The following is a 26,694-nucleotide window of genomic DNA, read 5'->3' on the forward strand; positions in this document are numbered from 1 at the left end:
TAGATGGGATTTAACCGTTCAGTTGAAAAGACCAGAAGAATGAGGGATGTTGCTATCACGCATTGCCGTATTAACCATCATAAAAAACCTATTTTTCTATCTTTTTGCAATACATCCTGCTTCTAAAACCACCAATTCCCCTGCATGAAATGCAGTACAATTTTGCACCGCTTTCGATAAAGCTGGAACTTTTCCTTGCTGCAAACCCTCTAAAGTTTCTCTTGTGATTTTTGCCAGCATATCATCTGGTAATTTTGGAGATAGATATTGCCGCAACCATCGTGTTTTTGTGATATGTTCTGGGGCAAAGGCTGCTTTTTCTACTAAGAAGAAATCAACTCCATATTTTTGAATCAATTTCTGAGCATCTGCTATGTCAGGGCTGTAATGGGCACGCATAAAATCGGCTAGACGTTGGCGAAATTGGCGATAATAGCCAACATGATAAGCAAGAGCATGTTCGCCACTGACTAAAATAGGACGTTGGGCAAAGCTGGGTATGTTACTAGCTTCTCCTATCAAGGATGCTGTCAGGGTATCTTTAGGTTGCTGCTGGAAGAACTGATATAATGTTGGAAAATTACCAACTACATAACTATTTCTGGGAAATGCATTTTTCCAAAAAAGATGAGGATAAAAAACAATAACTCCTCCGACGATCGCTGTTGCACAAACTGCTAAAATCTTGCGCTTACTGTTTGTGTTAAGAATGGCATCAAGTATTAATGTCAGTGCGATCGCAGTGGCTAAAGCAAGAACAATTTTGAAACTATGTACTGTGAAACGACTGGGAAGATACAACTTGAATAGCAGAATATGAGCCGCGAAAAACAAAAATAGCGAAACGACGATGAGATGCAGCAAAATAGAAACATTCCCTCTTACCTGCTTCACCAAAGGAAAACGAGATTTTAATTGCAGTAACAGAGGCAAAAATAACCCCAAAACAATTATCGGTGGATTGAATGATAACCTAAGCCCAGCACGGCTTGCACCAAACCAAAATCTCAATGGATTGTCATCGTGAAAAAAGCTCATTCTTCCTGATGGTAGAAACTCTGGTAAAGCTCTCGCTTCTTTAACAGTAATTAAAGAACCAAATTGTGAAGTATCTAAAAAATAAGGGAGAAGGGTTCCTAAGCCAACCACGACTCCCAGCCCGCCGAATAAATAATCCTTGCGTTCTCTAGAAAGTCGCGGTAATCCATTTTCAAATTTGACAATTTGTAGAATTAATATGCCAACAGATATTAACAAAAAACCCGGATAGAATAATCCCAATATTGATAGAAATATAAGACATGGTAATAAGGAACGTTTTAATAGGTAGTACGCAAAGGCAAAAAATAAAGGGTATATAAAAGCTCTAGACGTTGCTGAATTGATATCATCTGCTAACCATAAATTTTGATTGAGCAATAATGTACCAAGAAAACCTGTAACTGGTATTGGCAAGATTTCTACACACACCCCAAAGCAATATGCTGTTGTCATTACTCCCAGAAATACTGGGACAATTTTACTTGCCAAAATTGGATTGATTCCTACTGCTGCTAGGAGTTGATAAAAAGCTTTGTATCCAGGTGGCGAGATGGATTGAAAGTAATCAGCAATCAAATCTTTTGGAAACAGTTGTTTATCCACAAATCTCTGCATCCAAAAAATATGCTGTCGGGCATCATCATGAATGATGTACTCATGTTGAAAAGCAGGTAATATAGCTCGAACGCTATAAATACTTGCCACTACCATACTTAAAGTTAACCAAAAAATTATGTTATTTTTATTTCTTTTGCTGGTGAGAAATGTAAAATTTTGATGTGTACTAGTCATTGCGATTTGTTTAATGTTTTAACATCTTTCAACTGAAGCTTCTTGAGTTTTAGAAAACTAGATAAAAAATTCTGAGTTCCCTTGATTATCTAATTAGCTTCTCCTATGCTTAAATGAACAAAGTTATAGATATAAGCCTGTTAAAAAGTCATCATGCAGCAAGACACGCGAACAAGTAAAGAAAGTTTATCCAATTCTGAACTGACAGCGTCTGTCTGTCCAGCTTTTTCGCTTGTCCTGCCCGTGTATAATGAAGAAAGAGGTATTGCAGCAACACTGAATAATTTGCGCCGCACCCTTGATTTGGCTAACTGTCAGTACGAAATCATTGTGGTTAACGATGGTTCCACAGATAGCACGGGTGATATTTTAGGCTCCTACAGCGATATTCGTATCATTGACCATATCAGAAATCGGGGATACGGTGCAGCTCTAAAAACGGGAATTCGTCAAGCTAAGTACCCCCTAATCGTCATTACAGATGCTGATGGCACTTATCCTAATGAGCGTATTCCCGAATTAGTGGCTCTGAGCGATCGCGCTGATATGGTTGTGGGGGCTAGAATAGGAAGTAATGTCACCTACTCCAATCTCCGTAAAATCCCTAAGTGGTTTTTGGTGCGCTTTGCTGAATGGGTTGCAATGAGGAGCATCCCAGACTTGAATAGTGGGTTAAGAGTGTTCCGTAAAAGTATTGTTGAGGAATTTCTGAATATTCTGCCAGATACCTTCAGCTTTACCACCACGATTACACTGGCAATGCTTACCAATCACTACATCGTTCATTATGTACCGATTGACTATCATCATCGTGTAGGTAAAAGCAAGATTAAACCCATTCAAGACACTTTACGTTTTGTACAACTTATTTTGCGAACGGGAGTCTATTTTGCTCCCCTACGAGTCTTCTTGCCTGTCGCTGGGTTATTTTTTGTTGGTTTTCTAATTACGCTTTCTCAAGATATCTTTATTAGACGGGATTTGACGGAGCGGACTTTGATTCTATTTGTTGCCGCTACTCAATTGGGAATGTTTGCTTTGCTGGCTGATATGATTGACAAGCGTAGTGGGAGAAAATATTGAGCGTTATTGACTCGCTAATCGGTCTGTTGACTTTACAAATTGGTAATAAAGTGAAATAGTATTAATATTACGCCTACGAAGTAAATGGCAATGGTTTCCAAACCACATAATTCTAAAGAATTGGAGTCGTGGCAGCAAGTTCGCGCCCCTTACGGCATGGGCTACCGCATTAAACTCCTTTCACAACTCCTTGCCCGCAAATTGACGGAACGGTTGGAGCCGTTTGGGTTAACGCCCTTTCACTGGGTAGTCCTGTGTTGCTTGTGGGAAGAGGACGGTTTACCCACCTCCAGTATAGGGGAAAAACTACAACAGGTTGGAGGTACGTTAACTGGTGTACTCGATAGAATGGAGGAGCGAGGGTTGATTCGCCGAGAACGCGATTCCCGCGATCGCCGTATATGGCGTATTTGGTTGACGGATGCAGGCAAGGAACTAGAAACTGTTTTACCACCTATTGCTGTCGAAATTCGCGAGCAAGCTATGCGTGGTACCACTTATGCAGAACGAGATATATTTTCCCAAATTTTAAATAAGGCTATCGACAATTTGTCATAAAAGTTTCACCTGATTGGGTGAGGTGGATAGAAAAGTCTTTCTTTAGAATATTACGTACACTAAATAAATGTTTTAAGGTTAAACTCAACCTAATATTACGGACTCGAAGTAATAAGAAGTTTTACTTTTACTCCTTTTCCGTTCTAAAAGTACCGCACAAAAGCGAACGGTGGGCAATGCCTACCCTACGTCTTGAAAAGTACTAAACAAAAGTAATCGGTGGGCAGTGCCTACCCTACATCTAATATTACGGGCTCGAAGTAATTAAAATTTTTACTCTTAAAATACCAGGGAAGCAAGTGACTATGAAATTCGCAAACACTAATGGTAACGAAAGCAACGGACATAAAACAATTGTTTTAGAACCAGAACTCGTAAAGGATATAAAGACGCGGGAAACAAGGACATTAGATAAACCTGTCAATACCGAGATTGTGACACTCACTCCAGAAACAGATGTAGACTCCCAGCCAGAGATTGGGGGTGAGGAACCCAAAATTCAACCACCGCAAACACCGAAGCGAAAAAAGCCAATAGGATTGATATTGGCAGCATTAGGCGTAGGTGGAATTGCTCTTGGTGGTTTTGGCTATCGTTGGTGGCAATATGCGTCTAGCCATCAGGAAACAGACAACGCTCAGGTGGCGGGACACATTCACCAAATCAGCAGCCGCATTCCCGGAACAGTGAGTCAAGTTCTGGTAAATGACAACCAGTTGGTAAAACCGGGGCAACTTTTGGTCAAACTAGATCCACAAGATTATCAAAGCAAAGTGCAGCAAGCAGAGGCAGCATTAGAGAATGCTCGCCGTCAAGCTGAAGCAGCAAGAGCAAATATTGCCCTAGCTTCAGAAACAACCACAGCTAAGACAACTCAAGCACGGGGAGATGTCACCGGTGCTTTAGCTGCGATTTCCACTGCTCAAGCCGCAGTGCAAGAAGCAAAAGCAGGGATTCCCGCAGCACAAGCTGAAGTGAAACTAGCTGAAGCAGGGATTCCCGCAGCCCAAGCACAGGTAGCACAAGCAGATGCTAATTTGCTAAAAGCTCAAGCTGATTACAACCGTTACAATACCCTCTATCAACAAGGGGCAATTGCCCGCCAACAACTAGATACAAGCAAAGCAGCATATGATGTGGCGCAAGCGCAAAGGAATGCTGCTGTTCAGTCAGTAGAACAAGCACAAGCAAGACTGGCGGCGGCAAGAGTTGGTGTAGCCAAAGCCCAATCTCAACTGGCACAAGCACAAGAAGGCGTCGTCAGCGCCCAAGCAAAACTGGCTGCCTCCAAGGGAGGATTGCAACAAGCCACAGCGAGTGGACAACAAACAACTGTAAACCGCAGTCAGTACGAAGCAGCAAGGGCAGGAATAGCCCAAGCAGAAGCATCCTTGAAAGACGCCAAGTTGCAGCTATCGTACACCAATATTACTGCTCCTACGAGCGGACGGATAGGGCGCAAAACAGTGGAAGTTGGTAACAGGATACAAGCGAGTACACCATTAATGGCGATCGTGAATAACGATTATTGGATTGTTGCCAACTTCAAGGAAACTCAGTTGGAAGACATGAAGTTAGGGCAGGAAGTAGAAATCGAACTGGATGCATTTCCCCATCATAGCTTCAAGGGTCATGTTGATAGTATTGCTCCAGCTTCTGGTGCTCAGTTTGCCCTTCTACCACCAGATAACGCCACAGGTAACTTTACGAAAATTGTGCAACGCATTCCAGTAAAAATCGTTTTCGACCAAGAGAGTATCAAAGGATATGAAACACGGATTACTCCTGGAATGTCTGCTGAAGTGAGCGTCAACGTTAAATAAGGATGAAGGATGAAGGGTGAAGGATAAAAATTTATACTTCATACTTCACACTTCATACTTTACTCTACGTCTAAGGAGAGGGGTTGAGGCTATGGTCTTATGGTCTGATGATATCTATAAATAGATATTAAGGATATAGAACAAACATTACATGAACACAAAATCAACTATAACCAAATTTCTGCCACCTGCATTAAGGTCAAGAAACTATCAGTTGTTTTTTCTCGGACAAGGCATTTCCCTAATTGGATCTTGGATGACTCAGCTGGCTACAATTTGGCTGGTTTATGACTTAACAAACTCCGCCTTTATGTTAGGAATTGTGGGTTTCACCAGTCAAATTCCTAGCTTTTTTCTAACTCCTTTTGGTGGGGTTTTTGTGGATCGCTTTTCTCGCCATCGTACTCTCATTGGCACCCAAATACTAGCGATGATTCAGTCGCTAGCGCTAGCAGGGCTGGCATTTACTGGGGTGATTCAGATTTGGCACATTATAGCCTTGAGTTTGTTTCAAGGATTTATTAATGCTTTTGATGCACCAGCCAGACAAGCATTGGTACCGGAGTTGGTAGAACGCAGAGATGATTTGGCAAATGCCATTGCTATTAACTCAACAATGTTTAATGGGGCGCGGTTAGTTGGTCCGGCGATTGGGGGTTTACTGATTGCCAGAGTCGGCACTGCGTACTGTTTTCTGATTGATGGTCTCAGCTACATTGCCGTTATTATAGCTTTACTGGCAATGAAAGTTAAGCCTTGGAGAATGACAGCCACCAATGAGAATCCTTTAATAAAAATCAAAGAAGGGTTTGTTTATGCCTTTGGGTTTGCACCGATTCGAGCGCTCTTGTTACTATCAGCTTTAGTCAGCCTTTTTGGGATGCAATATACTGTTCTTGCTCCAATTTTTGCAGAAGAAATTTTGAAAGGTGGTGCAGAAACTTTAGGCTTTTTAATGGCTGGTTCGGGAGTTGGAGCGTTAATGGGTGGAATTCATCTAGCGACAAGAAAAACTGTTGTGGGACTTGGGAAGTTGATTGTTTTAGGTCCAGCAATTTTAGGAATTGGTTTAATTGGTTTTGCCTTTTCGCGCTTACTTCCACTTTCTTTACTGGCAATGGTGTTTATTGGTTTGGGAACAATAATTCAAATTGCTAGTAGCAATACAGTTTTACAAACAATTGTTGAGGAGGACAAACGCGGGCGAATCATGAGCATATACACAATGGCGTTTTTGGGTACGATCCCCTTTGGTAATTTAATTGGAGGTGCATTAGCTCGCCAAATTGGTGCTCCTTCAACTTTAATTATTGATGGTATTGTTTGTATGTTAGGTTCTATATATTTTGCCAGACAGTTACCTGCTTTAAGGAAATTAGTGCATCCAATTTTTGTGGAAAAGGGTATTGTAGTTAGTGGAAAACGCTAATCTCTCTGCGCGATCGCAGTAAAGATATTAATAAGTAGGTGAGGCAGAATCAACAGAACTAAATTACAAAATGTAAATACGTTGGAAAACCTTACAAATGACTAAAAACAACCATTTTCAGTTACGTTTTTTCATACTGACTTACTTATCTTCCTATTGTAATATTTGTGGAGTCCTGCTGTGACTAATACAAATGCCGTTGACAATCAAGGCAATAGAGGTTCTGCCAATTCTCCTGCCAATCAAAAAATACCATTAAGAACCTGGATAGGCGTTTTAGCGAGTATGCTTGGCGCTTTTATGGCAGTACTAGATATTCAGATTACCAATGCTTCCTTACAGGAAATTCAGGCAACCTTAGGGGCAACTCTAGAAGAAGGTTCTTGGATTTCTACTGCCTATCTTGTTGCAGAAATCGTAGTGATACCCCTAACAGGGTGGTTATCTCGGGTGTTTTCTTTGAGATGGTATTTGTTAGTTAACACTGCCTTGTTCATCTTTTTTTCTATATGTTGTGCTTGGGCGTGGAATCTCAACTCCATGATTGTTTTCCGGGCTTTACAAGGCTTTGCTGGAGGTGTTTTAATTCCCACAGCTATGGCAGTTGTACTGACTTATTTGCCTCCATCCAAGCAACCCGTTGGTCTAGCTGCATTTGGACTTACAGCAGTTTTTGCACCATCTATTGGTCCAACATTAGGAGGTTGGTTAACAGAAAATTACAGTTGGCAATATAGCTTCTATATAAATATATTTCCAGGGTTATTGATGCTGGCTGGGGTATGGTATGGAATCAAGCAAGAGAGACCTCAATTGCAATTGCTCAAACAGGGTGATTGGTTGGGAATCATTTCAATGGCAATTGGGTTAGGTTCCCTGCAAATCGTTCTGGAAGAAGGTAGCCGCAAAGATTGGTTTGGGACCACAGGATGGATAATTTATTTTTTGGAAATCCCTTAACACATTGACTCGTAAAAAATCCCGGAGATAGACAAAAACTCGGACATTCATCCCACACCTCACTTTGTGTAGGATGTGGGGCTTCTGTCTGATTCAGCTAAAAATTTGTCAAAAAGATCGAAAAAATCTTCAACTGGGTCTAAAAGTTTGTCAAAATAAGTGCAAGAATGTATACCTGTTAATGTGCTATGAGTAAAGACATAGAACCCCAGGAGATTGAAATCACGACGGCAGACGCGATCGCTGCACAACTCACTCCCTATGAAGTTATTCAAAAATACCTTGAGGTTTTAGAAGCAGTACAGAAATCAGTAGGTGTTCAACCAGTAATTCAGCATCATCAAGTCATTGAGTCGGAACCTAAGAACGAGTTAATTGATTTAGAACCCAACTGGGAACTGAGTTCCGACATAACAGATAGCCAGCCTTCTTGTGAAAAAGATAGTACTTGCATTGTGGCTCAACTAGCCGAACAAAGATTTCGCCTAGCAGATTTAAAAGCACAGAATATGAAGTTGACGGCAGAAAATAGCAATATGATGGCTAGAAATCACCAAAAATTTATTGAGGCTCAATCTAGGTTTGCTGAATGTCAAATTCTATTTAAAAGTATTTCTGTTCGCAAAAAAAGCTAATATTTTGTCGTTCGGCTTCTTGCATCGCCAATTTAATTTAAGCTCGCTTAATTTTCGCCAGCCTTCAATCACTTATTAGAAGCCCAGTGGTTCATCGATCGCTCTACAGGCAGAGGAAGTGAGAGCGAAATTCCGTTCTAGGGCTGAGGAATTACTACCCAAATACTATCTAAAATGAAACCAAATTGAAATCTTAGGAGTGTAGCGATGACCCAAGAACGTCCTGATATTGACCAGCACAATTCTGAGCCTGAAAGAACTACCCCAGCTTCAGGTGGTAACCCAACTCCCGTTGACGAAAGCAAACGCAAGACGGGCATGGGTGTCGAAAGTGAAGCTAAGCAGTCTGCTAAAGCAGAATCCGGTGAAGGTAGTGGAATTACTACGGGCGCTGCCAACCAGGGAACTGATTCTCGCTAAACGAAGCTTTCTGGTTTTGATAGATTTTGTCGGTTCGGCGCGGGTGAAATAGAGAAGAGAGCGATCGCAACTGTTGGAAATTTCACTCTCTCTCTAAATTTCACCTTTCTATAGTAAGGGGATAAAAAGACTTTTTTAACCTGAATTTGATATTATAATCTTTATTTTATATTTTAAAATTCTTGAAAATTTGTTTCGATTTAGTGTTGTTATTTTTAATGGCTGCTTTGCCTGAAGTCGTAAATTATTAACTTATTTAATTGTTGGGTTTCGTTCCTCAACCCAACCTACGAGGTTTACCATAATGGTGTACAAGTTGAATTTACCTGCCTTATAAAGGGAGGATCTCTGCAGATCCAATTCCCTCCCCTTTATAAGGGAAATGTCGCTTATACCAATTTGAAAACAGAACGCGACAGATAGATTCACAAAACCTAGATACACAAAGTGATTGTCAATCCGAAATCCAAAATCTAAAATGGTATAACCATTGACTCTTGACTATTGACACCCTAAATAAAACCCCTTTCAGTTTGTAGCTGGAGGGGCTTTTTATTAATGTTTTAACGTTGCTACTTCAGCCATTACTGTCTAAATTGGGCTGCTGTGATTGTCTGTGGCTGTGTACCTTTGATCTGTCTAAACAAGAAATTCTGATAATTTCCATCTTTTTCAGCATATGTATATACTTCATATCGCAAGCCGTCCAGTTTTCCATCAGCTACCAGTTTGTTCCAGTCATTACCATTGACTCTTATAACGGCGGTTGGGGTACAGACATCATATTTAACATCTGTGGTAACAACTCCTTTATACCAACCAATTGTTGCGGTTGGTTGTGTAAACCAGCCGGCTTCAACAGTAGCAGATCCCTGATTAAGAACGTTTTCACAACTGTCTGCTGCTAGTGCTTGTCCCTGTTCTATAGAGAAAGTCAAGCAAATGACGAGTAATAAAGCGGCTATAAGTTTTTTCATGAGTTTTAAACCTCTAGCAAACTAAAGTGCAAATAACATTACATCAGCACCTTAACAAGAATTGAAGATTATTTAAAGTCAGAAAAGTAGGAAAATTATCCTATTTTTATTTGCATAATAATATAAAATCTTAAAAATAAATTAACTAATTTTAGCTAATTCGTCCAAGTGAAACTTGACAAAATAAACAGAATATATGTCTGAATATTTTATTTGAGGACAGGCATCTTACCCAACAATTAAAACGGATGAAACGCCCATCATGCAATAGTTTGCTAATACTAAAATTTAGCCTTAAGCATGACCAAAAATTTTTTGCTTCTTAGTTGAGAGAGAAAACACTATCTACCTATCTGTAGATTGTTCGACTATTAAATCAGATTGCTATAGCTTATTAAATATTAAGAAAAACACGCAGCAGAATAATAACCATTTAAGAAAAATCAGTAGCAGTTATCTTCCCACGAGTGTGGCAATACACGCTGCTAACACATCGGGGTCAATAGGTTTTTCTACGTACATATCAAATCCAGACTCAAAAGCTAGTGCGCGTCCTTCTTCTGTCATCCAAGCTGTGATGGCAATAGCCGGAAGCAGGTTAATTCGTTGATTTTCTTGGTGTCTGACAGAGCGCATCAGGGAACAACCGTTTTCACGAGGCATTGCAATATCAATAATCAAAACATCTGGCTGCAATTGTGTTAACACTTCTAAAGCTTCCTTTGCAGATATCGCTGTCGTTACCTGCACCGAAAACTCTTCAAGAATTAACTTAATCAATTCACGGGTATCTGTATTGTCATCTACTACAAGCACTCTTAAGCTACTAAGTGATAAAGATTTATTTTGATAAGCGAAACTACTGGGCATAAATGGTGTAATGGAATAAACAGGAAGGAATTAGGTAATTAAACTAAGTAGGTTGGTACAAATAAAGCGAACGGGTTAAGGTCGTCCTTTGTCATTTGTAAGGCTTATAGCATTTTTACAGTTCTTAATATAACTGCTTTTATTTCTGCTTACTTACTTATTTTCACAATCAATATTTAACACAGCTTCTATTTTTAAAATATAAAAAAATTCCAAGCTTTACCAGATGAGGCTTCTTTAACTGATTCCCCTACAACGTTGACTAAGTCAACGTTGTAGGGGAACCGCGATTTTTTTGATAGAATTTTCCTTTGAATGCCTCAATCAACAATTGTGACGTCAAGTGAGCCTTTAGCACCTTAGCAAAGACGCGATGCTCAAGATTTACGGTAGTGAAGAGGTGCATATCGGGTGCTATTTCACTCTTACCAAGAAAGAGAAAGCCATTTTCGTTGAGACTAAAGTAAAAGCGCACCAAAGTTCTTGTTTGCGCTTTTAGGTTAAAGTAAATCAGTGCGTTACGACATATCAAGAGGTCAATTCTAGGTATTGGAGGATTTTCAATCATGTTGTGACATTGAAAGACAAAGGAATGGCGCAAGTCATGGCGGAAAACATAGCAGTTATTGGTTAGTTGAAAATACCGATTAAGCAAAGAGCCTGGAATATTGTTGACTTCACTACTAGGATAACTGCCCTTACGAGCTCGATTCAGTACCTCTTGGTTTATATCTGTCCCATAGATTCGCACCTGTTGGCTGAACCCTTGTAAGCCCAAACTTTCAGCGAGAATCATTGCTACAGTATATGTTTCTTGTCCAAATGCACATCCAGCACTCCAAACTCGTATAGGTTCATTTAGTGACTTACTTGCAATAATTTGAGGAACAATCTGGTTGCTGATATAATCCCAAGCAGATCGATCCCTAAAAAAGCTAGTTACATTGATTTCTATGGCATTAAAAAGGGGAAGGATTTCTTCTGAATGGACTTCCAAATAGTCCTGATACTCCCTAAAGTCATTAATGGAAACCTGTTGCATGCGAGAGGAAATTTGACGCCTCAGACTAGAACTCTTATAACTGGTGACATCAAAATGGTGTTTTTCCTGCAGGTAGTTAAGTAATGCCTCAAAATTTTTTTGATCTGGTAGCAAAGACATTTGATTCCTTGTTTGTCTATCTTGTGATTTTCCCGACTTTGCGCTTACCCACTGGGAAGTCGGCTCGGCAAAGTTCCTCAGTTGGCAAGAACACCTTGATTTTCAGACAGACTAGTACAACAAGGCTGAAGTATGAAGGCTAAAGGATGAAAGTTATAGGCTGATACTCCAAGCTTTACAACGATCGTGCAATGGTAGCCTTATTTTCGCCAATGTGTACTAGAGTATTGGCGCTTTGAATGAAATTTATTATCATTTCTTAGTAAGTATAGGATTTCAAGCAAAGAATAACAATTAAAATTTACAATTTACAAAAACTCAAATTTAGCGGTGATATTTTATGCTCTTTGTCTTTTATGAGTGGATTCACCGAAGAACAAAGGGCGGAAGCCCCTGGCTTTAGACATGGCGTGTTGCCTTGCGTCTATACCGGGCAAAGACAGCGTAGGATATTCAATCAAAAAAAGACCCCGATATTACCGGGGTTTAGGCGTAATGTGATTTACTCCTACTTTGTATTCTGTTGCTAGGCAAGCAATTCCACCATAACCAAAAGGTACAAAGTCTAAATAGTAATGTTGTATACAAAGCTTTGAGATGCTGGTGCTGGCAAAGTGTAATAAAAAACCAACAAAGTTAACTTTGTTGGGTTTATAGCAGAACTTGATATATCTGCAATCATCAATCTATCTCTTTAAGAATTATGTGATTCTTTGAATCAAAACCAATTTTCCCTTGTTTTTGTAACTTGCCCATTAATCGTGTAATAGTTACCCTGGTAGTGCAACAAGCGCTGGCCAGGTCTTCATGGGTCAAGCGAGCCAAAAGGCGAGTACCCTCTGCCACTGGTTGACCAATTTCTTTCTTTAAAAGTTGCAGCAGACAGAAAAAGCGGTCTTCTACCCGTCTTCTGCCAGCAATGGCTAAAAAAGATTCTGTTTGCCGCAAGCGCTGGTTAATTTTGGGTATGAGAATTTGATTGAGCATTGGTGAAGCGGCAATTTCTCCCAGAGAAATTGACACCAAACTCACATCTGATAAAGCTGTTGCTTGGTAAGTGGGCAAAGTGGTTAGGCTCGAACCAAAAACCATGCCCGCTGAAACTAAGCCGACAAGCACTTCTTCACCCGTTTCACACACCGTACTTAGCTTGACTAAACCGCAATGAACATACCAAATTGTGTTCTGACTGAGAGGAACAACTTCCCCTTTACAATATTTCTGTAGAAGGCGTCCATCACTGAGATCGCAGTCATTGTTAACAGATGCAGACTCTGTCACCTTACGCTCAGTGATATCCCGTAAAAGCCAGCGTAAAGCTATTGCCTTACCCTGCTGATTGTAGACAACTCCTGCTGTAGAAGCGCCATCAAAAGACTCGCCATTGCGTTTTTGCCAGCGTACTGTTAAGTCTGTTATCTTGTGGTGTTGACATAAATGGATTAAAAAACTGCGAAAAGTCTGACGGTCTTGTAGTGTGACATAGTTAATCAGTGGTTTGCCCACGAGATTTTGCTGTGGAACGTTGAGTAACTTAAAAGCAGTAGAGTTGGCTTCTTGAATTATGCCGAGGGTATCAGTTACAAAGTAGGCGTCTGGTGCAAATTCAAATAAATCTTTATACCGTTTACGTTCCTTTTCCAGCAGATCTCGTGTTGTTATCAGTTCCTCATTCTGCTGGTATAGTTCCTGTGTAGCCATATTCACTATTTCTGATGCGCTACCAAGTTCTATAAGTGCTTGCGGCAACACCTCTGGTATTACAGGCACAGTATTTAGATGCTCGTACAAATTTGTTAAACGCCTGTGCATTCCTTGTGCGCGTCTAGAGAAGGTGTCTAAATCAATTTTTTGTATATCCACGTCAAGTTCTTGCTACAAAGCTTATGGGACTAGGAGATTTTCAAGCAATAAATTATCGACCTCGTGGGGTAGGCATTCCTATGGACTAAGACGGACGAAACACCCATCCCACTTATAAGTGGCTGAGTACTTTTTATTTAAATCTTAATTGCAATCACATTAAATCGTAACTCGCAATTACAAATTACGAATTACGATTTACAAAATTTAAAAACAAATTGTTTAGTACCTGGACTCAGAACGAGCTACTTCATTGGGATCGCGATATGCATGAGTTTGAGAGCGTTTGGGTATAAGACCCGAAAGACCAATCAGACCGAGCAAGCCAAGCCAGCCCCAATCAAAACCACGATTCCCCCTCACTTCGCTAGTTCCTTGATTTGTAGTGGTAGTGTCTGTTGTAGTTGTAGTGGTACCTGTGGTGGTGTCAGTTCCTGTTGTTGTTCCATCTGTAGTACCAGTGCCTGTGGTACCGGTACCGGTTGTACCAGTTCCTGTTGTGGTATCAATCCCTGTGGTACCAGTGCCAGTACCCGTTGTACCAGTACCTGTTGTACCAGTGCCTGTGGTGCCAGTACCCGTTGTACCAGTGCCTGTTGTGCCAGCTCCTGTGGTGCCAGTACCCGTTGTACCAGTTCCTGTTGTGGCGTCAATTCCTGTGGTGCCAGTACCCGTTGTACCAGTTCCTGTTGTACCAGTGCCTGTTGTGCCAGTGCCTGTGGTACCAGTACCCGTTGTACCAGTTCCTGTTGTGGCGTCAATTCCTGTGGTACCAGTACCCGTTGTACCAGTGCCTGTTGTGCCAGTGCCTGTGGTACCAGTTCCTGTTGTGGCGTCAATTCCTGTGGTACCAGTACCTGTTGTACCAGTGCCTGTGGTGCCAGTTCCTGTTGTACCACCAGTACCTGTTGTGGTACCAGTTCCTGTTGTACCACCAGTACCTGTTGTGGTACCAGTTCCTGTTGTACTAGTACCAGAACTTGTACCAGAACCGGCTGAACCGCTTTGTGCAGCAACAGGCAGAGATGTAGGTAAAGTAACTAAACTAAAAGCAAAGGCACTTGCCCAAACAAGTTTCGATAAATAAGAAGGTTTCATGGTTACAATTCCTTGGATATTCTAAGTTCTTTGTTTTGTCTTAATTTCCAAAAACGTTATTGTCTAACGTTCCCAGATGCTCCCTCGGTAATCATGACTTAGATAAATTAAGGAGATATCAATCTAATTGAGTAAAATTTGAAAACTATTACTTGCAAAAAGATGGAGCTTCAAAAATTTCATTATTCACTAGATTTTGAAATACAAAAATGATTAAATTAATAATGGTAGGATAACTTTTATTTTTCTACACAACTTCCTCTAAGGGCAGAAAGTTGCTAATCCAATAGGAATAGGCTAGGAAATAAGTAGGTCGGTATGAAAAAAGGTAACTGGGAATGGTCGTTATTTGTCATTAGTAAGGCTTTCCGGGGTATTGACATTTTATAATATAGTTCTGCTTATTCCCGCCCACCTACTTACTTCTTGAATTTGAGATTGGGTTGAAGGACGGGCGTCTCGCCCGTCCCACAAGAGTTTTACAAGAGTTGCACAAGAGTTGCACAAGAGTTCTACAAGAGATCCCCAAGAGTCCCTCAAGGGATTTTTGCAGACCTTTTTATTTGGAAACCCTTTATCTGAGAGTCTCTGGCAACATCTGTACGATCAGTTGGAGGGGAATTTCTACCCAGTCGGGGCGAGCGCTAATTTCAGAACCCAATGCATAGATGGTCTTCTCGAAAATAAAGGCATTCAAAAGCACTTGCAGTTCTGTAGTTGTGCTTGGCAAGAATGTATCTTCACCAGCGGTCAGTAGATAACTATTCAGGAAAGCAGCGCTCACCCACCCATACCAAAACTGACTCCAGGCTGCTATTAAGGGCAAGCCCTCAGTGCGAACCATTCCACTTTCTATTTCATTGCGAAGCCCGACTTGTGCAGCATAATGGAACGATAGTAGCATTCCTGCCACATCTCTCAAGGGAGAACGCTTCATGCGCCGTTCGCTCAAACTGCGACCCTCACTGCCCTCAAAGTCATGAATGATGAAATCCTTACCCGTATACAGCACGCGTCCCAAATGGAAATCCCCATGATAACGGGTACGCATGGCAGTAATTTTTTGGTTCACGATTAACTGGTAACGTTCCAGAATTTCCTGTTGGCGATTCAGAACGGTTTGTGCCAGTTTTTGGGTATGAGATGGCAAGGAATTGAGCTTATCTTCTAATATCAAGAAGACTTGCCCTGTTAAGTTGCGGGCGGATTGGTAAATGGAACGTTGGTAAAATGATGAAAATGGCTCAGGTGCAAAGTCACGATTCTCGAAATCGCAGGTTAGAGCAATATGGAGTTCTGCCGTACATTGACCCAGTAGTTGGGCACTTACAAGATAGGAACCAATGGTTTGGTTAACCAATTCCGGAGTTTCAAGACTCAGCAATTCTAATGGAGAACCTGAAGGAACGGGTACCTCTTCAATATCTGCTTGCTGCGTCGTTACAAGGTCAAAATAGTCCTGCAAGCTATCCAGGGTGTAGTCCCAGCCATTGCGGGTATCTTGGATATATTCTTGCAAGATTCCAATGGTCATAGGTTGAGCAAGATTTGCCCCTACTCTGTTTGAACTGCGGTACTCTAATGCCCCAGCAATCGGTGCAAAGTGTGTTATGCGTTTTTTCTCACTCAGGAAACGCCGCAGTTCTAAATCGGGATGCATCCCTTCGTCAAGTTTGCGGAGGATTTTTAGAAACAGGCGATTTCCATAAACGACATAAGTATTCTTGAATTCTCCCTGGAGAATGGTTGGTTCGAGGTAGGTATCTCCACTCAATTGGGGTAACAGATCCGTTGCAGTTGCCCCCAATTCTCCTGCCATTCCCTTGTAGGAGCGATTGTGAGTAATTGCATCCACCAATAGAGAGAGAAAGTTTTTGTCTGCTGTCGCATCGAATAAAATCCCTACTTCCTGCCTGCCCTGAACTTCTAGGCGAGCAACTACAGCTTGAGGGTTTTCTGCTAAAATCCCCCTTGCTTGCTCACCTTCTGCATAAGCAAAGAGCAAGAGGTAGGTTTGAGGATCTCCCTGGATGTACTCCAAGCGCAACCAAACTATCTTAGCCTCTGTGTCCTTATAGGACATTAAGACTGTCTCGGTGATATGTGTGGATTGAATAGTCAGGTTTTTACTGTCAAACCATTTACAGGTGTAGAGGTAGTCCTGCAAAATCAACTCTAAAGTGGCTTTTGCTTCTCTTTGGGTAAAAACATTTTGCCACTGACCGCTTACAACTAATGTTGTAAGTTCAGATTGGGGTTTAGGTGCCAAGGTGAGACTGGGTTTGACCGATAATGCAAACCAGTAGAATCCATAGGGACTGAGACTGAGGAAATAACACGAATCCCCAATTGCCGGAAACTCTGTATGACCAAAAATTTCCATTGGCACCAGCCCCTCAAAGGCTGATAAGTTTAATTCCACCGTTTGCACAAATCGGGACAAATTTGCCACTACTAAAATTGTTTCCCCATCATAAGTTCGGGTAAAGGCAAGAACTTTGCGGTTCTTAGGATGCAACAATTCAAAACTGCCCAAACCAAATGCTTGGAAACGCTTCCTAGTCGCTATCAGGCGTTTAGTCCAATACCATAAGGAATTGGGGTTGCCACGTTGTGCTTCTACGTTGATTGCCTCGTAATGGTATTCTGAATCAACAATGACTGGTAAATACAGCTTTTGAGGGTTGGCACGACTAAACCCAGCATTGCGATCCGAACTCCATTGCATTGGGGTGCGAACACCATTGCGATCGCCTACATAAACGTTATCCCCCATACCTATTTCATCCCCGTAATAAAGCACGGGTGTTCCTGGAAGAGACAATAGCAGACTGTTCAGCAGTTCTATTTGACGGCGGTCATTTCCTAAAAGCGGTGCTAACCTGCGACGGATACCCAAATTAACTCTCATTACTGGGTCTTGTGCGTATACCCGGTACATATAGTCCCGGTCTTCATCAGTCACCATTTCCAAGGTTAATTCGTCATGGTTACGCAGAAATACAGCCCACTGACAGTTCTCGGGAATGGATGGAGTCTGGTTGAGAATATCAATAATGGGGAAGTTATCTTCCATCCGCAATGACATAAACAAGCGAGGCATGAGGGGAAAATGAAAGTTCATGTGACACTCATCCCCTGCCCCGTAATATTGGGCTGCATCTTCAGGCCATTGATTTGCCTCAGCCAGAAGCATGCGGTTGGAGTATTTTCCGTCAATGTGCGATCGCAGTTCCTTTAAGAAATGATGGGTTTCCAACAAATTCTCGCAGTTTGTCCCTTCTCGCTCGTACAGGTAAGGCACTGCATCCAGACGCAACCCATCTACCCCCATCGCCAACCAAAAATCGAGAACCTCAAATACCGCCTGCCGAACTGCAGGATTATCATAATTTAAATCTGGCTGGTGGGAGTAGAAGCGATGCCAGTAATATGCCTTGGCTATCGGGTCCCAAGCCCAGTTTGAAGTCTCAAAATCCTTGAAAATAATCCGCGCCTCTTTGTATTTTTCTGGGCTGTCACTCCAGACGTAGAAATCCCGTTCTTTACTACCCTTAGGTGCGCGACGTGCCCGTTGAAACCAAGGATGCTGGTCGGATGTATGGTTGACAATTAATTCAATAATGACGCGAATGTCTCGTTGGTGGGCAGCCTCTAACAATTCCTGAAAGTCTTCCAACGTACCGTAAATTGGGTTAACGTTGGTATAATCGGCAATATCGTAACCATCATCCTTAAGTGGAGAGGGAAAAAACGGCAGCAACCAGATAGCAGTGACACCTAAGTCTTGCAGATAATCCAGTTTTTCTGTCAGTCCCCGAAAATCGCCAATACCATCACCATTACTGTCCGCAAAGGCGCGAACAGGGACTTCGTAAATAATTGCGTTTTTAAACCAAAGAGGATCGTTTTTCAAGATTGAGTTTTGCATTTTTCTTTCAACCGTTCTTAGGCGAGCACCTGTAAAAGTGAATTTACCAGAGCCAAAGCCCGCTTGGGGGCTTCGGTCATAGATTTAACTTGAATGTTAATTAACCTGGCTAATGTAACGGTATCAGTTAAGACCATAGCTGAAATACTTACGTTGCCCATCTAACGTAGGTAAGAGCAATATTGATTGATGTAATTTTACCAAATAAACAATTTTCAACAGATGCCAGTGCTAGTAAGTAGGGTTGTCACAAGTAAAATTATCTAGTTAGGGTTACCCTTTGTCATTTGTCATTTGTCAAATTTAATCTTTTTACATTTCTTAACACGGCTTTTTTTCTTTTCGTCTACCTACATTGAAAAGCAAACATTCTATAATGTAGTTTATGTTACATTTTGGCGAGGGCTTAAGAAATTTATATATTTTGACCCACAATCATTTAACAATATTTAGTTCTTGGGATAGACGTTCGTTAAATGAGTAAAGCTTAATTTGTTAATCAAATGAATTGGCAATTTGCAGCATCCATAAAGTACAAAGAAGTTGTTCATTTAGGTGTAGGTAGGGGCGAACGGTTGTTCGCCCTTACAACTGAATTGCAATCAAGTGTAATAAATCAATCGTTACAAATAAGGGTTGTTCTTTGTCATTAGTCATTTGTCTTGAGCAAAGGACAAAGGACAAATAACTAATAACTCTCAACATAAATTCTGTTGACCGACTTAATCGTGAATTTGTTTGTCTCTACTCCTAACTCAACTTGTGTAAGCCCTGAGATTGATGAATTTTCCAGCTTTGCTGCCAAAAATAGTAAAAGAAATTACAAAAAATAATGCGTATAAGTGCATTAACCTGAGAATAGAAGCAAATATGAGGAAGATATGGTTGTAACCCATGAAAAACGTGCCCTGGGAGTATTTAGCAGTCGTAGAGTAGCAGAGCAAGCACTGAATGAGTTGAAAGCATCGGGTTTTCCAATGGAGAAAGTCTCCATTATTGCTAAGGACGTTGACCAAGGCGAACACCTTGCTAATGCTGAGATGAGTTCGCAAATAGGTCAGGAAAATGTCAATACTGCCGCAGGAGTAGTTGGAGATACTCTCACAGCCACAACTTGGGGTAGCGTTTTAGTTGGTCTTTCAAGTCTGGCACTTCCGAGCTTGGGAGCAGTGTTAGCAGCAGGTTCCCTAGGTGTGGCTTTAGCAAGCAGTATTGGGGGTGTTGCTGTAGGAGCCGCAGCATCTCATAATGTGGTGAATGCGATCGCTAATTTAGGTATTCCTGAAGAACGAGCCAGAATTTACAGCGATCGCATCCATCAAAGTGAATTGTTAGCGATTCTAGAAGGCACAGATGAAGATCTCCAAACAGCAGAGAGAATTCTGAAGGATCGCGATATTCAATATTGGGGCATTTATGATTCCCCGACAGCGTAAATTAACTTATCCTACACACCTCTAAATTGTTAACCGATGTTAACGAAAATATCAATATGGCTCCACAAGCAGTACTTTTAGATGTCGATGGCACGCTGGTCTTAAGCAACGATGCCCATGCTCAAGCCTGGGTTGATGTATTCAAGGAATTTGGCTATGAAGTGCCTTTTGAGGGAGTTCGACCACTGATTGGCATGGGTAGCGATCGAGTCATACCAAGAATGGTACCAGGGCTTACGAAAGAGGAGGGTGAAGGAAAAGCAATCGCCGAGCGACGCAAAGAACTGATTATCAACCACTTTGGCCCTAAATTGACACCAGCTAATGGCGCAAGGCAATTAATACTGCATATGAAAGATGCTGGATTGCGCCTCATTGTTGCTACCTCGGCTTCTAGTCAGGAACTTTCGGTGTTGCTGAAAGCCGCTCAGGTTGACGATTTGCTAGATGAAGCCACTACATCCAGCGATGCCGAAGCATCTAAACCCTCACCAGATATTGTGGAAGCAGCACTGGACAAGCTGAAGATGAAGCCCGACCAAGTTTTGATGCTGGGCGATACACCCTACGATATCCAATCAGCTAATGCGGTAGGAGTCGATCTGATTGCATTGCGTTGCGGCGGTTTTGACGATGCTTCACTAAAAAGTGCTGTGGCGATCTACAACGATCCCGCCGATCTGTTGGCTCACTACAATGATTCGCCTTTTGGGAAACGCTCTTTAACTCAAGTACAAAGCTAGATATTGAGAGCAAACGCAATACACGTTAACTCTCTAGTAGGATGACAAATACAACTGGCAGGACCCTAACAATGACAGATAAGGCAACCAAATCAAATAATCATTTGATAGAGATAAAACAGTACGGTCAGAGTATCTGGATGGATAATCTGACCCGTGACATGATTCAGTCCGGGGAACTCCAAGGGCTGGTTGAGAATGGAGGGATCTGTGGGCTTACCTCTAACCCAGCTATCTTTGAAAAGGCGATCGCTGGTAACGCGATTTACGACGCCGATATTGAAGCTGGTATCCGAGCGGGTTTACCAACTTACAAAATTTACGAGTCGCTGATTTTTGAAGATATCCGCAATGCGTGTGATATTTTACGACCTGTCTATGAAACGTCAAATGGTTTAGATGGCTACGTTAGTATTGAAGTGCCGCCAACCATTGCCCATGATACTCAAGCGACAATTGAGGAAGCCCGACGCTACTTTCAAGAAATTGGTCGTGAGAATGTGATGATCAAAATCCCCGGTACTGAAGCGGGCTTGCCAGCTGTTGAGCAGGTTATTAGCGAAGGGATAAATGTCAATATCACTCTGCTGTTCTCAGTTGACAATTATGCAAAGACTTTCTGGGCTTACATTCGGGGATTGGAAAAGCGCTTAGCTGAAGGTAAAGACATTAGTAAAGTCGCATCTGTAGCGAGTTTCTTCCTCAGCCGGATTGATAGCAACATTGATAAGCGTATCGACCAGAAACTTAGCAAGGGCGTTGACGATCTCAACTTGGAGGCGAAGTTGAGGGCAGTGAAAGGCAAAGTGGCGATCGCTAATGCTAAAATCGCTTACCAGAAATACAAAGAGATTGCTAAGAGCGATCGGTGGCAAGCCTTGGTACAAAAAGGTGCCAAAGTCCAGCGGCTCTTATGGGCTAGCACCAGTACTAAAGACCCCAACTACAGTGATGTTATGTACGTAGATGAGTTAGTTGGTCCCGATACTGTTAACACTTTGCCACCAAACACAATTGAGGCTTGTGCCGATCACTGTGCTCCTGCGAATCGTATTGAAACTGATGTAAACCAAGCCTACAACCTGCTCGAAAATCTCAAAGACCCAGACATCAACATTAATCTGCACGAAGTAATGGATGAACTTCTTGTTGAAGGAATTGAGAAGTTTGTTCAGCCCTTCAACTCCTTGATGAAATCATTAGAAGGGAAGATTAAACAGCTCTCGCCTGTTTAAATAAATATTCGAGGGATTCCTCCTTTCATAGGTATGACCTAAAAAAGTAGGGTGGGCACTGCCCACCATTTAATAACAACAACAAACTGTAGTATTGCGTCTAGCTTAATTTGTTGGGTAGGAATTAATCAATTGATTGGGCTGCTTTCTTTCTCAGGAGCGCCCCTGCACCCCTGCAGCCTTAACCCAACATTTTAGTGCGGACACAGTACTACAATTACAACTTTGTTGCGAATAGATGATTGGTGGGCAGTGCCCACCCTACAACTACAACTACAACTTTGTTGTAAATAGATGATTGGTGGGCAACCCTACTACAATGTAGATGTTTGTGCAGCAGCATCATTATTAGTGCGCCGTGAAGTTGTTCGGCAAATCGGAGTGTTTGAAAATTACTTTTTACACTTTGATGATGTAGAGTGGTGCTTGCGAGCTAAAAAAGCCGGTTGGATTGTTGCAGTCAATCCTGCTTCAATTGTTTGGCACTGTTCACCCGATTTTAAATGCAGACCCTGGATTCATTATTACGATGAGCGCAATATTTGTTACTGTTGGCAAAAACACCGACCCGATCTGGTATTAAAAAGAGTTGTCGTCAGTATTCCTCGGCTAGTTTATTACGCTGCTACGGGACGTTACTTTCTAGCTGAGATTTCCATGAATGGTTTTCAAGATTTTATTAAGGGCGTTTGGGGGCCAATGCCAGGTAAACTTAATTATATTGAATATTCTCTAGAAGAAATTATTCATACACAAGCTAAAGTGTTTGTTCAAACTCCCATATATCAAGATGTTTTCCAAAGCCGGGTTTTAAGAAAGATGGAGGTCGAACAAAAACTAAATCTCTGGGATTTACCTAAGAAATTAATAGGTCGTCTTTGGCTTTGGCTGATGGCTTGGTTTCATAAGCCTATTGATGTTGCCCTAGTGAACTGCCAACATCCTAAACTTTACGCTCTACATCTGGCAAAACAGGTTTACTACTTTACAGGTAATGGGTACGTGCCTGTCTCAATCAATCCCTTTGTTCTTATAAAAGCAGTTATTAAAACCGGAAGCCAAATGTGGCAAATATACTGGCAAATTCATAAGCTTAAGTTATCGCAAATACCAAAACCAAGCCCAACTCCGTTGTTTCCTCTAGTTTCTATCATCATTTGTACGAGCGATCGCCCTAATTTTCTAGAAAAGGCTCTTCAATCACTTGAATGGAGTTGTTATCAAAACTTTGAAGTGATTGTCATTGATGCTTCATCTACAACAAAAACAACTGAAATAGTCTATCGGTTATCTACTAGCGAGAATAGATTCAAACTGAAATTTCTCAAAGTTGAGCAACAAAACATCAGCTACTCCCGGAATATAGGAACTAAATTAGCATCAGGCTCTATTGTTGCTTTTTTCGATGATGATGCAATTCCGCCATCTGAATGGCTAGAACAATTGTTGATTACCTATTCAATACACGGTGACAAATGCGCTGCGGTAGGAGGTAGAGTTCGAGACTTAACTCGTCCGGGCTTTCCCCTACAGTTCTGTCATGGCATCACCAATATTTTCAGCGAAACCATCGCGATCCGTTCTGCTGAAGCTGCCAATTTTAACCAACAAAAAGGTTTTTGGTTCAACAGTTTAATGGGTACTAACTCATCTTTTCGCAAAGACTTACTTGAAAAAATTAACGGCTACGATGAGTTTTTTGATTACTTTCTTGATGAAACAGATGTCTGCTTGCGCTTGATTCAGGCAGGGTATGAAGTTCACTACGCTGATGTTATTATGGATCACTATCCTCAACCCAGTCACAATCGCATTGACCAAAAACACCTTACCTGTTGGTATTCTCTAGCAAAAAATACAACTTACTTTGCTCTAAAACATGGATTAAAAAAAATTCCGTTTCTTATCTTTATCACTCGTTTGGGGTTACTTTTAATTTATCGTTGTCTGTTGAGAATTATTCGTCTTAAATTTACCCATCGTCTTCCAAACTCAACTTTAATTCAGTACATTCAGCAGGCTTCCGACGGGATGCATGATGGTTGGAGTGCTGGGCTAAACCTGCACAAACTCAATCTTGGGAAAGCTAGTTTTAGTGGGGAAACTTGTTGAGCCTTTAAACTTCATTTCTTAGATTTTTAATTTCTAAACTATTATTGGTGTGTGGAAATGCTCCTTTCCTGGAAACAGAATTTCAGACAGTCGGAAGTAGAACACTACTGGGAATTGCTACAAGTGTTAGTGGCGCGGAACCTCAAGGTGCGTTATCGAGGTTCGTTTTTAGGGGTATATTGGTCGCTCCTCAATCCACTTTTGATGACAGGAGTCTATACAGCAATTTTTGGGACGGCATTTGCGTCTTACTATAGCAATTCAATTTTTAACTACGTGCTGGCAGTGTTTACAGGACTGGTAGTCATTAATTTCTTCTCAGCATGTACAACACAAGCATTGTGGAGTGTGGTGAACAATGGGGCGCTGTTGAACAAAATTCGCTTACCCGTGAGTGTTTTCCCTGTCTCGCTTGTTGGAGCAAATGTATTTCAGTTTGCACTTGGAGTATTGCCATTACTCACAATTATGACGTTAGTCAAGTCTAAAAGCCTTAGAGAATAAATATTCCCCAGTGATGGACTATTATCTAAAAAGGAATGAACTGATTTTAAACGTTCTTTGTTCTGATACCTTTAATAAGCTAGATACAATAAAGCTGATTATCAAGTGTAGTCTCAGAGAGGCATTTTGCTACAGGTATAAAACGGCAGATATTATTCTAGAGGCAGCTTCTGATTTCCTCAAGGGTCCTTACTATCTGAAAACAATTGACCCTAAAGCAAAAAATATGGAAGTTTTGAAAATGGGAGAAAAAGCTGTAAAAATCCAGAGCTACCTTTTATATATGGAAAGTATGAGGAAAGTCGTAGGGAAACAGAGAAGACTTTTCATCGTTGGATAAGATTCATGACTTTCAATGGGCATCTTTTGCCTTCTTTCCTATTTCATAAAGATAGTAAATCGACGGGCAATGGATATAAAATTTCTCCCATGCAAGGTTACAGACCTATAAATGTTTTTAGAGCGAGAAAAGCTTTGTATTACAACTTAATCCATCAGCAGGGATTTGTTGTGAAAATTTCCCGATTAGAGTTCTTTAGAGTTTTCGTAAAGACAATGGCAGTGTCTTTAGCAATATTTTTCGATTTTTCTACATTAAAGCATCTTTACAGGCAAACGCTACCTGAACTTACTAATAGAGATTTCTGGGAAAGCTATTTGGAGATTGATTGAAATGTAAGTAAGTCGGTGCATGGGCTAAAGGGTTATTTATGCCGATGTTACAGGTGTAGAGACGTAGTATGCTACATCTCTACTCATACCTACTGCTGCAAAACAATATCAGTTTTTAAAGCTCTTAAAGCTGCTTCTGCCAAGATTCGATGAGCCATTGTTGTTGGATGAATACCATCCCAAAACAAAAACTTATCTGGATTATCGCAGACAGTATAATTATTTGAACAAGCACTGGTTACATTCGTTAAACCAAATTTCTCCGGTTTTCTAATAGCTTCTTGATATAAGGAGTAGGTATCAAGAATGGTAATCTGAGTTTTAGAACCTAACTTTTGGTTAAGCTCCTCAATAGACTTAGCTAAAGCAAGATTGTGGGCAGTTGTCAAAGAACTGAGAGCGCTGGCATTGCCACTATTGCAAGTAGCCGGAAGCTTTCCTAAATCGGGTAAGTTAGCAACCAAGATTTTTTTAGCACCTGCTTTTGAGAGTGACTGAATAGCTGCCGATATATTATTGACTGTTACTGTAGGATTGGCACCACTGTAAAGATAGTCATTTGCTCCAGCCCAAAGGACATAAAGAGCATTCGGACTAAGCTGTTGATTTGTTTTTGTAAAACCATAAACTTGCGTTAGCAAACCTGGTATTCCATTTACGCCATTCGTTCCGGTTGTCGCACCACCGTAGGCTAAGTTAGTGTTTTGTTCAGAAGTTGCCAATTTAGAGGAAAGATATTCTACCCAAACCAAACCATTAGAATAACGTCCTTGGAAGTAGGGAGGGTTTGGAGGATAGGCTCTACCTGTTGCTTGAAATACGTTACCAGCATCTGAGAGACTATCACCAAACACATACAGTTTGTTTATTTGATGAGAAGTCTGTGTCATATCAGAGTTTTCCATGGGAGCTGCGATCGCAACCAAAATGGAAGATAAAAAAGCAAGTCCTGCTACAAGAAATAGTTTTTTCACTTGAAATAAAACCTCTCGTTTAAAAGCTCTCCTCAGCATTAAAAAGGAGAGCTTTTATGGGGTATATAAATCCAATCCTATTTAAATCTTTTAGCTTACTGCCTACAGGCAATGCTGATTGGCTTACTCTCCAACTCTAACAAATCATTTAGCGAGGTGAGTGTAAGAAACCGAACACTATAGGGCTGATTTTGATTTTTTTCAGCTTTCAATTTCATACCGACCTACTGAATCAAGCTTTTATCCTCAAACAGCAGATTGCACGAGTTGTTGCTGAGCCTTTCGGTTTTTGACAACACGTGCAGGTACGCCTACAGCTACAGTATGCCGTTCAACTGAAAACTCTCCATCCTAAAGGCTGGAGAGATAGAGAAAA

20 protein-coding genes and 1 pseudogene are annotated in these 26,694 nt (G+C 41.2%); 13 read left to right on the plus strand and 8 right to left on the minus strand.

All coding sequences use genetic code 11. The annotated features are described in order from the left end of the window. Window positions 1–96 precede the first annotated feature (96 nt). Complete coding sequence (locus ACYRY3_RS41395) at window positions 97–1,833, minus strand: hypothetical protein (RefSeq protein WP_460207658.1); 1,737 nt, start codon at window positions 1,831–1,833, stop codon at window positions 97–99. Window positions 1,834–1,986: 153 nt separating this feature from the next. On the opposite strand from ACYRY3_RS41395, the gene ACYRY3_RS41400 reads away from it, so the two are divergent. The 7 genes from ACYRY3_RS41400 to ACYRY3_RS41430 all read left to right on the plus strand — a co-directional run bounded on the left by ACYRY3_RS41400 (window position 1,987) and on the right by ACYRY3_RS41430 (window position 8,741). Next, window positions 1,987–2,916 (plus strand): glycosyltransferase family 2 protein, encoded by a 930-nt coding sequence (locus tag ACYRY3_RS41400; RefSeq protein ID WP_460207659.1) that lies wholly within the window; start codon window positions 1,987–1,989, stop codon window positions 2,914–2,916. A 90-nt stretch (window positions 2,917–3,006) separates the two neighbouring features. Next, entirely contained in the window at window positions 3,007–3,474 is a 468-nt protein-coding gene (locus ACYRY3_RS41405) for a MarR family winged helix-turn-helix transcriptional regulator (RefSeq protein WP_460207660.1), read from the plus strand. Between the two features lie 305 nt (window positions 3,475–3,779). Beyond that, entirely contained in the window at window positions 3,780–5,297 is a 1,518-nt protein-coding gene (locus ACYRY3_RS41410) for an HlyD family secretion protein (RefSeq protein WP_460207661.1), read from the plus strand. A gap of 151 nt (window positions 5,298–5,448) precedes the next feature. Further along, entirely contained in the window at window positions 5,449–6,726 is a 1,278-nt protein-coding gene (locus ACYRY3_RS41415; protein WP_460207662.1) for an MFS transporter, read from the plus strand. Between the two features lie 180 nt (window positions 6,727–6,906). Further along, window positions 6,907–7,686: an MFS transporter gene (locus ACYRY3_RS41420; protein WP_460207663.1), complete on the plus strand. Its 780-nt coding sequence runs from the start codon at window positions 6,907–6,909 to the stop codon at window positions 7,684–7,686. 188 nt (window positions 7,687–7,874) lie between these two features. Beyond that, on the plus strand, window positions 7,875–8,321 hold the full coding sequence (locus tag ACYRY3_RS41425; protein ID WP_460207664.1) for a hypothetical protein: 447 nt from the start codon (window positions 7,875–7,877) through the stop codon (window positions 8,319–8,321). Between the two features lie 207 nt (window positions 8,322–8,528). Beyond that, window positions 8,529–8,741 carry a hypothetical protein gene (locus tag ACYRY3_RS41430; RefSeq protein WP_460207665.1) on the plus strand — a complete coding sequence of 71 codons (213 nt, stop codon included), beginning with the start codon at window positions 8,529–8,531 and terminating at the stop codon, window positions 8,739–8,741. Window positions 8,742–9,325: 584 nt separating this feature from the next. Here the strand turns inward: ACYRY3_RS41430 and ACYRY3_RS41435 are convergent. From ACYRY3_RS41435 to treS, 6 genes are all read right to left on the minus strand, one after another. Next, complete coding sequence (locus tag ACYRY3_RS41435; protein WP_460207666.1) at window positions 9,326–9,718, minus strand: hypothetical protein; 393 nt, start codon at window positions 9,716–9,718, stop codon at window positions 9,326–9,328. A gap of 453 nt (window positions 9,719–10,171) precedes the next feature. Then, window positions 10,172–10,588 carry a response regulator gene (locus tag ACYRY3_RS41440; protein ID WP_460207667.1) on the minus strand — a complete coding sequence of 139 codons (417 nt, stop codon included), beginning with the start codon at window positions 10,586–10,588 and terminating at the stop codon, window positions 10,172–10,174. 262 nt (window positions 10,589–10,850) lie between these two features. Next, window positions 10,851–11,750: a CheR family methyltransferase gene (locus ACYRY3_RS41445; protein ID WP_460207668.1), complete on the minus strand. Its 900-nt coding sequence runs from the start codon at window positions 11,748–11,750 to the stop codon at window positions 10,851–10,853. Between the two features lie 681 nt (window positions 11,751–12,431). Beyond that, entirely contained in the window at window positions 12,432–13,598 is a 1,167-nt protein-coding gene (locus ACYRY3_RS41450; protein ID WP_460207809.1) for a PAS domain S-box protein, read from the minus strand. 237 nt (window positions 13,599–13,835) lie between these two features. Next, the gene (locus tag ACYRY3_RS41455; RefSeq protein WP_460207669.1) at window positions 13,836–14,711 is read right to left on the minus strand and encodes a WGxxGxxG-CTERM domain-containing protein; all 876 of its coding nucleotides are present in this window, start codon (window positions 14,709–14,711) and stop codon (window positions 13,836–13,838) included. Between the two features lie 574 nt (window positions 14,712–15,285). Beyond that, complete coding sequence (gene treS / locus ACYRY3_RS41460; protein ID WP_460207670.1) at window positions 15,286–18,642, minus strand: maltose alpha-D-glucosyltransferase; 3,357 nt, start codon at window positions 18,640–18,642, stop codon at window positions 15,286–15,288. Between the two features lie 881 nt (window positions 18,643–19,523). Between treS and ACYRY3_RS41465 the strand changes: the two genes are divergently transcribed. From ACYRY3_RS41465 to ACYRY3_RS41490, 6 genes and pseudogenes are all read left to right on the plus strand, one after another. Beyond that, the gene (locus ACYRY3_RS41465) at window positions 19,524–20,078 is read left to right on the plus strand and encodes a general stress protein (RefSeq protein WP_460207671.1); all 555 of its coding nucleotides are present in this window, start codon (window positions 19,524–19,526) and stop codon (window positions 20,076–20,078) included. Between the two features lie 56 nt (window positions 20,079–20,134). After that, entirely contained in the window at window positions 20,135–20,821 is a 687-nt protein-coding gene (locus ACYRY3_RS41470; protein ID WP_460207672.1) for an HAD family hydrolase, read from the plus strand. A gap of 71 nt (window positions 20,822–20,892) precedes the next feature. Beyond that, window positions 20,893–22,056, plus strand: coding sequence for a transaldolase (tal, locus tag ACYRY3_RS41475; protein WP_460207673.1), 1,164 nt, complete (start codon window positions 20,893–20,895; stop codon window positions 22,054–22,056). Window positions 22,057–22,350: 294 nt separating this feature from the next. Further along, window positions 22,351–24,168, plus strand: coding sequence for a glycosyltransferase (locus tag ACYRY3_RS41480; RefSeq protein ID WP_460207674.1), 1,818 nt, complete (start codon window positions 22,351–22,353; stop codon window positions 24,166–24,168). Window positions 24,169–24,225: 57 nt separating this feature from the next. Then, window positions 24,226–24,663, plus strand: a pseudogene (locus tag ACYRY3_RS41485) (ABC transporter permease); the annotation flags it as partial. 22 nt (window positions 24,664–24,685) lie between these two features. Then, the gene (locus ACYRY3_RS41490; RefSeq protein ID WP_460207675.1) at window positions 24,686–25,012 is read left to right on the plus strand and encodes a hypothetical protein; all 327 of its coding nucleotides are present in this window, start codon (window positions 24,686–24,688) and stop codon (window positions 25,010–25,012) included. Window positions 25,013–25,433: 421 nt separating this feature from the next. On the opposite strand, the gene ACYRY3_RS41495 is transcribed toward ACYRY3_RS41490, so the two are convergent. Then, window positions 25,434–26,318, minus strand: a complete 885-nt coding sequence (locus ACYRY3_RS41495) for an SGNH/GDSL hydrolase family protein (RefSeq protein WP_460207676.1) — start codon at window positions 26,316–26,318, stop codon at window positions 25,434–25,436. Between the last annotated feature and the right edge of the window lie 376 nt (window positions 26,319–26,694).

The sequence above is a fragment of the Scytonema sp. NUACC21 genome (genome assembly GCF_054684315.1).

Excerpts from the sequence above, each read along its gene's own strand:
- ACYRY3_RS41395 (WP_460207658.1), bottom strand. The coding sequence starts at position 1,833 with ATGACTAGTACACATCAAAATTTTACATTTCTCACCAGCAAAAGAAAT.
- ACYRY3_RS41400 (WP_460207659.1), top strand. The coding sequence starts at position 1,987 with ATGCAGCAAGACACGCGAACAAGTAAAGAAAGTTTATCCAATTCTGAA.
- ACYRY3_RS41405 (WP_460207660.1), top strand. The coding sequence starts at position 3,007 with ATGGTTTCCAAACCACATAATTCTAAAGAATTGGAGTCGTGGCAGCAA.
- ACYRY3_RS41410 (WP_460207661.1), top strand. The coding sequence starts at position 3,780 with ATGAAATTCGCAAACACTAATGGTAACGAAAGCAACGGACATAAAACA.
- ACYRY3_RS41415 (WP_460207662.1), top strand. The coding sequence starts at position 5,449 with ATGAACACAAAATCAACTATAACCAAATTTCTGCCACCTGCATTAAGG.
- ACYRY3_RS41425 (WP_460207664.1), top strand. The coding sequence starts at position 7,875 with ATGAGTAAAGACATAGAACCCCAGGAGATTGAAATCACGACGGCAGAC.
- ACYRY3_RS41430 (WP_460207665.1), top strand. The coding sequence starts at position 8,529 with ATGACCCAAGAACGTCCTGATATTGACCAGCACAATTCTGAGCCTGAA.
- ACYRY3_RS41435 (WP_460207666.1), bottom strand. The coding sequence starts at position 9,718 with ATGAAAAAACTTATAGCCGCTTTATTACTCGTCATTTGCTTGACTTTC.
- ACYRY3_RS41440 (WP_460207667.1), bottom strand. The coding sequence starts at position 10,588 with ATGCCCAGTAGTTTCGCTTATCAAAATAAATCTTTATCACTTAGTAGC.
- ACYRY3_RS41445 (WP_460207668.1), bottom strand. The coding sequence starts at position 11,750 with ATGTCTTTGCTACCAGATCAAAAAAATTTTGAGGCATTACTTAACTAC.
- ACYRY3_RS41455 (WP_460207669.1), bottom strand. The coding sequence starts at position 14,711 with ATGAAACCTTCTTATTTATCGAAACTTGTTTGGGCAAGTGCCTTTGCT.
- treS (WP_460207670.1), bottom strand. The coding sequence starts at position 18,642 with ATGCAAAACTCAATCTTGAAAAACGATCCTCTTTGGTTTAAAAACGCA.
- ACYRY3_RS41465 (WP_460207671.1), top strand. The coding sequence starts at position 19,524 with ATGGTTGTAACCCATGAAAAACGTGCCCTGGGAGTATTTAGCAGTCGT.
- ACYRY3_RS41470 (WP_460207672.1), top strand. The coding sequence starts at position 20,135 with ATGGCTCCACAAGCAGTACTTTTAGATGTCGATGGCACGCTGGTCTTA.
- tal (WP_460207673.1), top strand. The coding sequence starts at position 20,893 with ATGACAGATAAGGCAACCAAATCAAATAATCATTTGATAGAGATAAAA.
- ACYRY3_RS41480 (WP_460207674.1), top strand. The coding sequence starts at position 22,351 with ATGATTGGTGGGCAACCCTACTACAATGTAGATGTTTGTGCAGCAGCA.
- ACYRY3_RS41490 (WP_460207675.1), top strand. The coding sequence starts at position 24,686 with ATGGACTATTATCTAAAAAGGAATGAACTGATTTTAAACGTTCTTTGT.